We start from the raw sequence: 10,719 nt of genomic DNA, 5'->3' as shown, positions 1-10,719 counted from the left end.
GCATGCCATCAGAGCAACCTAATCAGAAGCTCCCGAACGAAGATATTGAGTTTATTTCAAGCCTTAGCCAAGCTACCCTTGAACACCCTAAACGCCACTCTACTCTTATTACATGGACCATTTTGTTCGCAATTCTTTGGTTAATAGTATGGGCGAATATGGCAGAGTTAGATAAAATCGTACGCGGTTCAGGGAAAGTTGTACCATCTAATAAAGTACAAATCGTTCAGAATCTAGAAGGTGGTATTATCAGTGAGATTCTAGTGTCATCAGGCGATATTATTGAAAAGGACCAACTCCTAATTCTGTTAGATAATACTCAATTTTCCAGCTCGTTTAGCGAGAAACTATTGGAGATGCAAGCACTTCAAGCTAAAGCAGCACGCCTTACGGCCGAAGCCAATACAACCGATTTTATTACGCCAGAGCATTATGATTCTGATTTTGAAAAACAATTTAATATACGTGAACAAAACTTACTGCTAGAACGTCAAAAACAACAAGATATTTCAATTGAAATTATTCTACAACAAATCGTACAGCACCAAACTGAGCTTGATAACGCCCGCGAACAATTAGATCAACTACAAAATTCTCTAGAGCTTCTAGATCAAGAAATTGAAATGACAGAGCCACTTGTACAACGTGGCTTTGCCTCAGAAGTAAGCTTACTGAAAACCCGTCGTGAGCGTAACGATACATTCGGTAAACTCAACTCTATTGAGCAATCAATCTCGAAATATCGCGCATTAATCTCAGAAACCGAACAGAAAATTGCCGAAATCCGCCAAATAAAACGCAATGAAGCCCAAGAATCATTAAATGAAACTTTGGCACGTATTTCTCAGCTTGAAAATATAAATATTGCACTAGAAGACAAGGTAGAGCGTACCAATATTAAATCACCGGTTAGTGGTATTATTTCCGAGCTGTTAGTTAACACTCTTGGGGAAGTAGTACAGCCTGGCAGTGACCTAGTAAAAATAGTTCCTATCGAAGACTCGCTGATACTAGAAACAAGAGTTCAACCTTCTGATATAGGATTTATCAAAAAAGGCCTTCCTGCGAAAGTAAAATTCACAGCCTACGATTTCGCTGTTTACGGTGGATTAGATGGTACAGTTGAAAGAGTGTCGGCCGATACCATTACGGATGAAGAAGGTAAAAGTTACTATCTTGTTCGCATCCGAACTAAAAAGAACTACCTTGGTTCAAAGGAGCAACCACTTAAGCTAATGCCTGGGATGGTGGCAAGTGTGGATATTATCGTTGGTAAGCACACTATCCTAGATTACCTACTAAAACCTATCTTAAAAACCAAAGAACTAGCTTTGCGAGAGTCCTAATGAGTACAGTAGAATTGCGTGATCGCTGTATACTCTATACCCATGACCCTAGAGCTTTTAAAAATTGGCTATTTCATTGGCATAGTCTAAGAGTAGCTCCAGAGTTTGTTGGTAACCTAGAGCCATCCTTAGTAGCGATATTTCATTTACACAACCTTACCCATCAAAACCAGAAGCTAGCCCTGTGTATTAAACACCACCAATGGGTAGTTGTTGTTACAACAAAAAGCAATTCAGCTGAAGGTATCGAGCTCTTTAAAATGGGCGTAAAAGGCTACGTGCAATCTAATATGCCTTTATCAGCTTTAGAACAAGCAATTGCAACAGTTCAGCAAGGCAGTATCTGGATCAGCCAGGATATCATGAGCGACTTTATACATGGTGTACAAATGCAGCCAATGAAAAAAGCACAGACAGCTTCACAACAATGGTCAAACAACTTAACCCCCCGTGAAAAAGAAACAGCCAATGCTGTACTACAAGGCAAAAGCAACAAAGAAATAGCCAAACTTATGGCGATTTCTGAACGTACTGTGAAGTCCCATATTCGCAAGCTGTTTGATAAATTTCATGTCAATGATCGTTTAGCATTAGTGCTAAAAATCAAATCTCTTGATACATAAGATAGCACCTCCTTAGCACATCTCGCATGTCAGAAAATATCTTAATCAATAGCCAATTAAATAACTCTTCTCCAAGTATTAGTAACCGAGTCTGCATCGACAAAAACAATAAACGCCATACTCATCCAACAGCAATAAATCCACGAATGTATTAAGTTGACACAACTATTTATTGTTTACATAAAAAATGTATGGTCCGCCTCGTTATTGCAAATGCTTGTTTCGTTTTCAACACTGATCAAGCAATCCATACTAACTTATTCGCAAGCGCCACGGCGGCAACATTAAATGGCTTTTTCATTCGTAGCTCTATAATCCACAGTCCAAAATCGATCCGTTCTTACGATAATGGTAATACTCATGATGCTCTATCAACTCTTGCATGAGCATAGGAGGCAACGGAACATTTTTCTCTGCCAATTACCGAAACAATAACCTCATCTTGTTATGACCTGTCGGAAGGACTAATCCAAACTCTAATAAAATAGTGCCTATCCGAGACATACATGCCGTTCGTTCTTTGATATAGCTCGAACGTATTTTGTGTATCACAAAGATGACTTGAGCTTCTTCTGGGTTAACGCTAACAAAGCGCATGTTTGGACGCATTGATACTTCCGCAATAGCTCTGAATCAATGTAGTCATTTTTATTGATTTTTACGTATTGAGAAGGAACGAGCTTGACGTCATGTCTAAGTTTTTGACATTGACGAGCAAGCCAATGAGAACCGCCTCAGGATTCCATGACAATGGTTATCAACGGGCTATTGATAAGATGTTCTAGCAGCTTAGTTTGTGTAAGACTTTGGCGGTGCAGCTCTCGTTCAGCATGATCGATCGTGAGCAACAATATGAAAAGAAAATTTTCCTAAATCGATTCCAATGACTCTAATATTAAACATGATGGCTCGCCTCTTTATTTAGCCACCCCTAAGCATAGCTCAGGGGTGAGGCGGGCCATCTAATTACTTCCAAATGTCTGTTTTAGAACGGAATGTCGTCATCAAAGTCGTCAAAGTTTGGTGCTTGTTGTGGTTTCTGAGCAGGCGCTTTAGGTGCTTGCTGTTGAGGTGCATGTTGCGGCTGAGGAGCGCGTTGCTGTGGTGCTGGAGCTTGTTGCGGTGCATTTCCCCAACTACCGAAGGATTGTGGTTGAGCCTGAGGCGCAGCTTGCTGTGGTGCTTGCCCGTAGCCACCTTGAGGTTGATTAAAACCTTGTGGGGCTTGTTGTGCTGGTGCTTGACCATAGCCACCTTGCTGAGGTGCTTGTTGTGGCGCTTGACCATAACCACCTTGTTGACTCGCGTCGTATCCGCCTTGTTGTCCTGCTGCACCATCAGCACGGCCATCTAACAATTGCATTTCATTCGCGATGATTTCTGTGGTGTAGCGTTTGATACCGTCTTTTTCCCACTCACGCGTACGCAACGAGCCTTCTACGTAAACTTTGGAGCCTTTCTTGATGAAGTCACCCGCGATTTGACCAAGGCGGAAATTACCACGGTCCATGAAAGACACTCGGTGCCATTCTGTACGCTCTTGCATTTGGCCTGTTTGCTTGTCTCTCCAGCTTTCTGTGGTTGCTAAGCTGACGTTTGCAACCGCACCGCCTGATGGCATAAAACGCACTTCGGCATCATTGCCTGCGTTACCAACGATGATTACTTTGTTTACTCCACGAGCCATGATGTTCTCCAACTAAAATATAGAATAATGTTCTTTTGATCTGTTCGGTTTAAAGCGCCACTTGCGGCGCGAGACGCGACAAGGTGTCTTTGTCTAATATCTTTTTATCGACTTTCAGATAAGCCGTTTGCTCATCTTTAAAAATTTGCATGCCTTCCACTCCTTGGATTGCTGTTAATTGATCCGCTAATTGGGTTATTTCTTCTTCTGTCATGTTCGGTAAGCTGAACGCAAGACTGCTTAGCTGACGAGGTGCTGCTTGTGCTAAAGCGACCAGTGACCAAGCTAAGAAGGCAACACCAACTACCCAGAATATGCCGCTATTTGAGTAGTTCTGTAGTAACCAACCACCACCGACACCACCCAAAAAAGAACCTATAAATTGATGCGTCGAAAACACACCCATTGCCGTGCCACGATAACCCACTGGCGCTTGTTTGCTTATTAAGGAAGGCAATGTTGCTTCCAATGCATTAAAGCCAACAAAGTAACCCCAAAGCAAGACACTAAACAACCAAATAGAATGAGTCCATTGTAACAAGATCGCACTTGCGCCCAGTAGCATCAGCACGAAAATTAAAACGCTTTTCATTTTGCCTTTTGATTCGGCAATAATCACCAATGGTAACATACCTACAAAGGCAAAACCCATGACGGTTAAGTAGAGCCAACTGTGTTGAGGCAGAGGTAAATCAAAGTGCTCAATGAGCAAGTTTGGTATCGTTATAAATAACGCAGTTAAACTAGCATGCAGCAATAATACGCTGACATTCAAAAAGCCTAATCGCTTATCTTTCAACACTTCCCCTAATGCGATTAAACTCGGGGTCGTATCTCTTCGAAAGGTATGTTGAACAATATTTGGCACGGCAAATAGGATCAGTCCAATTCCCAATACAGATAGAGCAAAGGATAAATAAAACAGCCCTGAAAGGCCGACTAAAGAGAATATCCAAGGCCCCAAAACTAGGGAAATCATAAAGGAAGCACCAATACTGATGCCAACAATAGCCATGGCTTTGGTGCGGTTTTGCTCACGCGTCACATCACTTAATAATGCCATTAGAGTACTCGCAATGGCGCCAGCCCCTTGCACCGCTCGACCAACAATCAAAGTGTTTATATCGTCTGCATTGGCGCAAATCAAACTGCCTATGGCAAATAGGATTAAGCCAATAATAATGACAGGCTTGCGCCCGATCTTATCGGACCACATGCCCATGGGAATTTGCAGGCTAGCTTGTGTCAAACCATAAATGCCAATGGCGGTGCCAATTAAAGCTGCGTCAGCACCGGTTAAACCGTCTGCGGCAACACTAATGACAGGCATAATCAAGAATAAGCCTAACATTCTAAATAGATAGATCAGCGCTAAAGCAAAGACTGAGCGACGTTCAAGTAGATCCATAAGGAAGTTACAACCACTTAACTTAGGGGTTAAGGAAAAAAGATAGCTATTTTACTCAAAATACCGTTGAAGCTCCATTTCAACTACTGTAAAAATAGACAGTTATTTAAATTACTGACAGATTTATCTCTGTTGATCAATTTCACTTGGGAGACTCATGGATACCATTACGATACGCGGGGCCCGCACCCACAACCTAAAAAATGTGGATTTAGACATTCCAAGAGACAAACTTGTCGTTATCACAGGTTTATCTGGCTCGGGCAAATCTTCTCTCGCTTTTGACACCTTGTATGCCGAAGGCCAACGCCGCTACGTAGAATCCCTATCCACTTACGCTCGACAATTCTTATCTATGATGGAAAAACCAGACATAGACCATATTGAAGGCTTGTCCCCAGCCATCTCTATCGAGCAAAAATCCACATCTCACAACCCAAGATCGACAGTAGGCACCATCACTGAGATATATGACTATTTGCGCTTGTTATTTGCTCGCGCAGGGCAACCACGTTGTCCTGATCATGGCGAGCCGTTAGAAGCGCAAACCATATCACAAATGGTAGATAAAATTATATCTCTTCCAGAGGAAACAAAAATGATGCTGCTCGCTCCGATCGTCAAAGATCGTAAAGGTGAGCACTTACATACTATCAGTGATCTGCTATCCAAAGGTTTCATTCGTGCGCGTATTGACGGCATTGTTGTGGATTTAGATGACGCGCCCACACTGGAAAAAAACAAAAAGCACACGATTGAAGTCGTGATCGACCGCTTTAAGGTACGCTCTGATTTACAGCTAAGATTAGCTGAGTCGTTTGAAACTTGTTTAGGCTTATCTGACGGAATCGCCAAAGCCATTAATATGGATGACGAGTCTGAAGAATACATCTTCTCCAGTAAGTTTGCTTGTCCTGTTTGTGGTTATAGCCTAACTGAGCTGGAACCAAGGCTTTTCTCTTTTAATAATCCGAATGGAGCTTGTCAGACTTGTGACGGTCTTGGTACTCACCAAATGTTCGACCCTGATCGTATTATTCAAGACCCAACACTTACCTTGGCAGAAGGCGCCATTCGAGGCTGGGGACGACGCAGCATTTTTTACTATCAGCAACTTAGCGCTTTAGCAAAGCATTACGGTTTTGATATTGAAGCCAAGTACAAAGACATTCCAGACGAGTTCAAGAAACGCATTTTAAAAGGCTCAGGCAAAGACAAGATCGACTTCGTTTATATCAATGAACGTGGGGACAAAATGACACGCTCTCACTCTTTCGAGGGAGTCATTCCAAATCTTCAACGCCGTTATCACGAGACCGAGTCAGATAGTGTTCGCGATGATTTATCACAATACATCAGCATACAGCCTTGTCCAGATTGTCACGGTGCTCGACTTAATCGCTCTGCTCGACATGTTTTCATCAATGAACAGACGCTACCTGAGATTGTTACTTACCCTATCGCCGAATGCTTAAGTTATTTTGAAAATCTTAATTTACCAGGCGCCAGAGGTGAAATCGCGTCTAAGATATTAAAAGAGATTCGCGATCGACTGACCTTCTTAGTCAATGTCGGTTTGGACTATCTTACTTTAGACAGAAAAGCAGATTCATTGTCTGGTGGTGAAGCTCAACGGATACGCTTGGCAAGCCAGATTGGCGCTGGCCTTGTTGGTGTCATGTACATACTGGATGAACCTTCCATAGGTCTTCATCAGAGAGACAACGAACGCCTTATTGCAACCCTTACACGATTACGAGACTTAGGGAATACCGTAATTGTTGTAGAGCATGATGAGGACGCTATTCGTGTCGCGGATTTTGTCGTCGACATAGGACCAGGCGCTGGTGTTCATGGTGGGGAAATTATTGCTAGCGGAACACCGCAAGACATTATGAACTGCGAAAAATCCATTACAGGCCAATATTTAGTTGGCAAACGCAAAATTGAGATTCCGAGTATTCGCCATACGTCAAAAGACAACCAGTCACTGAATCTCATTGGAGCCGTTGGCAACAACCTCAACTCTGTTGATTTAAATATTCCTGTCGGTGTAATGACCTGTGTTACAGGGGTTTCTGGATCAGGCAAATCAACCTTAATAAACGGAACATTGTATCCGCTTGCCGCGACAGCATTAAACGGTGCAACAACACTAAAAGCCGCGCCTCATGATCGAATTCAAGGGTTAGAATTATTCGACAAATGTGTCGACATTAACCAGAGCCCAATTGGTCGTACTCCTCGCTCTAACCCAGCGACATACACTGGCATTTTCACTCCTATGCGCGAGTTATTCTCTGCAACACAGGAAGCTCGCTCGCGTGGCTATAAACCCGGTCGTTTTAGCTTTAACGTTAAAGGTGGACGCTGTGAAGCTTGTCAGGGTGATGGGGTAATTAAGGTGGAAATGCACTTCTTACCAGATGTGTATGTCCCATGTGACACCTGTAAAGGTAAGCGCTACAACCGAGAAACATTAGAAATACTCTATAAAGGCAAAAATATCCATGAGTGTCTAGAAATGACCATTGAAAATGCTCGTGAGTTTTTTGATGCTGTACCTTCGATTGCTCGCAAACTGCAAACGCTCATTGATGTGGGTCTAGGCTATATTCGCTTGGGACAAGCGGCAACCACCTTATCAGGTGGCGAAGCACAACGTGTTAAATTAGCAAAAGAACTATCTAAACGAGATACAGGAACAACCTTATACATTCTTGATGAACCAACGACTGGACTGCATTTTTCGGATATAGAACAGCTACTTAAAGTACTTCACAGATTAAGAGATCACGGCAACACTGTCGTTGTAATTGAACATAACTTGGATGTCATTAAAACTGCAGACTGGGTTGTAGACTTAGGCCCTGAAGGCGGAAGTGGTGGTGGTTTCATCATTGCGGAAGGTACACCTGAAGAAATAGCCAAATCTGAAAAATCTCACACAGGTAGATTCTTAAAAGACATGCTGAACTGAGTTATTAATTTCAAACAATGAAATGATAAAAGGCTGATGAATTGAGTTTCATCAGCCTTTTTTACCTTTAAGTCATTACGAATAATAAATTTCAGCGAAAAAAAAGCCGAGCATAAGCTCGGCTTTTTTATTACAAACTGATATTACTCAGCGGCTTCTGTAACTGGTCGGTCGACCAATTCAACGTAAGCCATAGGTGCGTTGTCTCCTGCACGGAATCCACATTTTAGAATGCGAACATAACCGCCAGGACGAGCTTGGTAACGAGGACCAAGTTCAGAGAACAATTTACCTACTGCATCTTTGCTACGAGTACGAGCAAAGGCAAGGCGACGATTCGCTACGGAATCAACTTTCGCCAATGTGATTAACGGCTCAGCAACACGACGTAATTCTTTTGCTTTAGGCAACGTAGTTTTAATAACTTCGTGCTCAAACAAAGAAGCAGCCATATTTTTAAACATCGCTTTACGATGTGAGCTAGTACGGTTTAAGTGACGTCCACTCTTACGATGACGCATTTTACATTCCTTACCAAACTACGGTGGTCAGGGAACAATGACCTAGCGAGCTAGAACTTTGCTATCGTCTTTCAAACTAGCTGGAGGCCAGTTTTCTAGACGCATTCCCAAAGACAAACCACGCTGTGCTAAAACATCTTTGATTTCAGTTAACGACTTCTTACCTAGGTTAGGCGTCTTCAGAAGCTCAACCTCAGTACGTTGAATCAAATCACCGATGTAATAAATGTTCTCTGCTTTTAAACAGTTAGCACTGCGAACGGTCAACTCAAGATCATCAACCGGGCGTAGCAAAATTGGATCAATTTCATCTTCTTCTTCTTCAACAGGCGCTTCACTTTCGCTTTCAAGAGCGACAAATACAGCAATCTGTTGTTGAAGAATAGTTGCCGCTCTACGAATTGCTTCTTCTGGATCAATCGTTCCGTTAGACTCAATGTCTAGGACCAATTTATCCAAGTCAGTGCGTTGCTCAACACGAGCATTATCAACACTGTAAGCAACACGACGAACAGGGCTGAATGAAGCATCCAGTTGCAAGCGACCGATAGGACGAGTCTCATCGTCGCCGGCAGTACGGGCATCAGCAGGCTCATAACCGCGACCACGCGCAACTTTGATCTGCATAGATAACTCTGCAGTATCATCTAAATGCGCAATTACATGATCAGGATTAGCGATCTCTGCATCAGAAACCAACTGGATATCTCCAGCAGTTACGACACCAGGACCCTTTTTGCTTAGAGTAAGAGTTGCTTCATCTTGCCCGTGTAGAGCGATCGCAACTCCTTTCAGGTTAAGAAGAATCTCAATTACATCTTCTTTAACCCCTTCGATTGCGCTGTATTCATGCAATACACCGTCGATTTCAACTTCAACAATCGCACAACCTGGCATAGAAGATAAGAGAATACGGCGTAGCGCATTACCTAAAGTATGACCAAAACCACGTTCTAGAGGTTGTAGTGTAACTTTAGCTCGGCTATTCCCTAACTCTTGCACTTCAATGTTGCGTGGGGTTAACAATTCGCTCACTGAACGCTGCATAGATCCACCTATTTCTTAATCCTAATTACCGGCTTACTTAGAGTAAAGCTCGACAATTAGGTTCTCATTAATTTCAGCTGATAAATCGGCACGCTCTGGAAGCGCTTTATAAGTTGCTTCCAATTTGGTTGAATCAACCTCGATCCAATGGATCGCTGCACGACTTTTAGATAGCTCTAGTGCGCTTTGTACACGCAATTGCTTCTTAGCTTTTTCACGGATAGACACAACATCACCAGCTTTAACTTGGTAAGATGGGATGTTAACCGTAGCGCCATTTACTAGAATGCCTTTATGGCCTACTAACTGACGAGCTTCCGCACGTGTAGAACCAAAACCTGCGCGATAAACAACGTTATCCAAACGAGACTCTAAAAGTTGTAACAAGTTTTCACCTGTTGCGCCTTTAAGGCGAGCCGCAGATTTGTAGTAATTACGGAATTGTTTTTCAAGAACACCGTACATACGACGTACTTTTTGTTTCTCACGTAATTGTAAGCCGTAATCAGAAAGACGTCCGCGACGTGCACCGTGCACACCTGGAACTGTTTCTGCTTTACATTTCGACTCAAGAGCACGTGAACCGCTCTTCAATTGCAAGTCGGTACCTTCACGACGAGACAACTTACAAGTTGGACCTATATAACGAGCCATGTATCTGTCTCCTCAATTAAACGCGACGTTTCTTAGGTGGACGGCAACCGTTGTGCGGAATTGGCGTCACATCTGTGATGTTATTAATACGCAAGCCTAATGAGTTCAATGCGCGAACTGCAGACTCACGACCAGGACCAGGTCCTTTAATCATTACATCAACATTTTTAAGGCCGAATTCTTGTGCGACAGTACCTGCACGTTCCGCTGCTACTTGAGCTGCGAAAGGAGTACTTTTACGAGAACCACGAAAACCTGAACCACCTGCCGTTGCCCAAGACAAAGCATTGCCTTGACGGTCAGTGATCGTCACGATCGTATTATTGAATGAGGCATGTACATGAGCAACACCGTCGACGACCGTCTTTTTGACTTTCTTCTTGGTGCTGCGCGCTGCTGGCTTAGCCATATTGCACTTTCCTGTTTAATGCTCAGCTCTAGCCTAACTTGGGG

At 43.0% G+C, this 10,719-nt stretch carries 9 protein-coding genes and 1 pseudogene; 3 read left to right on the top strand and 7 right to left on the bottom strand.

Translation table 11 applies throughout. From position 1 onward, the window contains the following. Window positions 1-2 precede the first annotated feature (2 nt). Both ABFY09_RS13815 and ABFY09_RS13810 read left to right on the top strand, forming a co-directional pair. Complete coding sequence (locus tag ABFY09_RS13815) at window positions 3-1,346, top strand: HlyD family type I secretion periplasmic adaptor subunit (RefSeq protein ID WP_347984862.1); 1,344 nt, start codon at window positions 3-5, stop codon at window positions 1,344-1,346. Then, window positions 1,346-1,969: a response regulator transcription factor gene (locus tag ABFY09_RS13810; protein WP_347984861.1), complete on the top strand. Its 624-nt coding sequence runs from the start codon at window positions 1,346-1,348 to the stop codon at window positions 1,967-1,969. Before ABFY09_RS13815 ends, ABFY09_RS13810 begins: the two co-directional genes overlap by 1 nt. A 238-nt stretch (window positions 1,970-2,207) precedes the next feature. Here the strand turns inward: ABFY09_RS13810 and ABFY09_RS13805 are convergent. From ABFY09_RS13805 to ABFY09_RS13795, 3 genes and pseudogenes are all read right to left on the bottom strand, one after another. Then, a pseudogene (locus tag ABFY09_RS13805) lies at window positions 2,208-2,872 on the bottom strand (transposase). 82 nt (window positions 2,873-2,954) lie between these two features. Further along, window positions 2,955-3,656, bottom strand: a complete 702-nt coding sequence (gene ssb / locus ABFY09_RS13800; RefSeq protein WP_347984860.1) for a single-stranded DNA-binding protein — start codon at window positions 3,654-3,656, stop codon at window positions 2,955-2,957. A gap of 49 nt (window positions 3,657-3,705) precedes the next feature. After that, window positions 3,706-5,064: an MFS transporter gene (locus ABFY09_RS13795; protein WP_347984859.1), complete on the bottom strand. Its 1,359-nt coding sequence runs from the start codon at window positions 5,062-5,064 to the stop codon at window positions 3,706-3,708. A gap of 157 nt (window positions 5,065-5,221) precedes the next feature. Between ABFY09_RS13795 and uvrA the strand changes: the two genes are divergently transcribed. Beyond that, entirely contained in the window at window positions 5,222-8,044 is a 2,823-nt protein-coding gene (gene uvrA, locus ABFY09_RS13790) for an excinuclease ABC subunit UvrA (RefSeq protein ID WP_347984858.1), read from the top strand. Between the two features lie 143 nt (window positions 8,045-8,187). On the opposite strand, the gene rplQ is transcribed toward uvrA, so the two are convergent. Genes rplQ through rpsK form a run of 4 tightly spaced genes read right to left on the bottom strand, consistent with a single transcriptional unit; the run spans window position 8,188 to window position 10,675 of the window. Further along, window positions 8,188-8,565: a 50S ribosomal protein L17 gene (rplQ, locus tag ABFY09_RS13785; protein ID WP_212653851.1), complete on the bottom strand. Its 378-nt coding sequence runs from the start codon at window positions 8,563-8,565 to the stop codon at window positions 8,188-8,190. 42 nt (window positions 8,566-8,607) lie between these two features. Then, complete coding sequence (gene rpoA, locus ABFY09_RS13780; protein WP_347984857.1) at window positions 8,608-9,612, bottom strand: DNA-directed RNA polymerase subunit alpha; 1,005 nt, start codon at window positions 9,610-9,612, stop codon at window positions 8,608-8,610. 33 nt (window positions 9,613-9,645) lie between these two features. Then, a complete protein-coding gene (gene rpsD, locus ABFY09_RS13775) occupies window positions 9,646-10,266 on the bottom strand; it encodes a 30S ribosomal protein S4 (protein ID WP_347984856.1) in 621 nt (206 codons plus the stop codon). A gap of 16 nt (window positions 10,267-10,282) precedes the next feature. After that, complete coding sequence (gene rpsK, locus ABFY09_RS13770; RefSeq protein WP_036163153.1) at window positions 10,283-10,675, bottom strand: 30S ribosomal protein S11; 393 nt, start codon at window positions 10,673-10,675, stop codon at window positions 10,283-10,285. Window positions 10,676-10,719: the final 44 nt, after the last annotated feature.

Origin of the sequence: Marinomonas sp. 5E14-1, from assembly GCF_039939215.1 — a bacterium.
GTDB lineage: Bacteria > Pseudomonadota > Gammaproteobacteria > Pseudomonadales > Marinomonadaceae > Marinomonas.
This window is presented reverse-complemented; position numbering and strand designations above follow the sequence as displayed.

Excerpts from the sequence above, each read along its gene's own strand:
- uvrA (WP_347984858.1), top strand. The coding sequence starts at position 5,222 with ATGGATACCATTACGATACGCGGGGCCCGCACCCACAACCTAAAAAAT.
- ABFY09_RS13815 (WP_347984862.1), top strand. The coding sequence starts at position 3 with ATGCCATCAGAGCAACCTAATCAGAAGCTCCCGAACGAAGATATTGAG.
- ABFY09_RS13810 (WP_347984861.1), top strand. The coding sequence starts at position 1,346 with ATGAGTACAGTAGAATTGCGTGATCGCTGTATACTCTATACCCATGAC.
- ssb (WP_347984860.1), bottom strand. The coding sequence starts at position 3,656 with ATGGCTCGTGGAGTAAACAAAGTAATCATCGTTGGTAACGCAGGCAAT.
- ABFY09_RS13795 (WP_347984859.1), bottom strand. The coding sequence starts at position 5,064 with ATGGATCTACTTGAACGTCGCTCAGTCTTTGCTTTAGCGCTGATCTAT.
- rpsK (WP_036163153.1), bottom strand. The coding sequence starts at position 10,675 with ATGGCTAAGCCAGCAGCGCGCAGCACCAAGAAGAAAGTCAAAAAGACG.
- rpsD (WP_347984856.1), bottom strand. The coding sequence starts at position 10,266 with ATGGCTCGTTATATAGGTCCAACTTGTAAGTTGTCTCGTCGTGAAGGT.
- rpoA (WP_347984857.1), bottom strand. The coding sequence starts at position 9,612 with ATGCAGCGTTCAGTGAGCGAATTGTTAACCCCACGCAACATTGAAGTG.
- rplQ (WP_212653851.1), bottom strand. The coding sequence starts at position 8,565 with ATGCGTCATCGTAAGAGTGGACGTCACTTAAACCGTACTAGCTCACAT.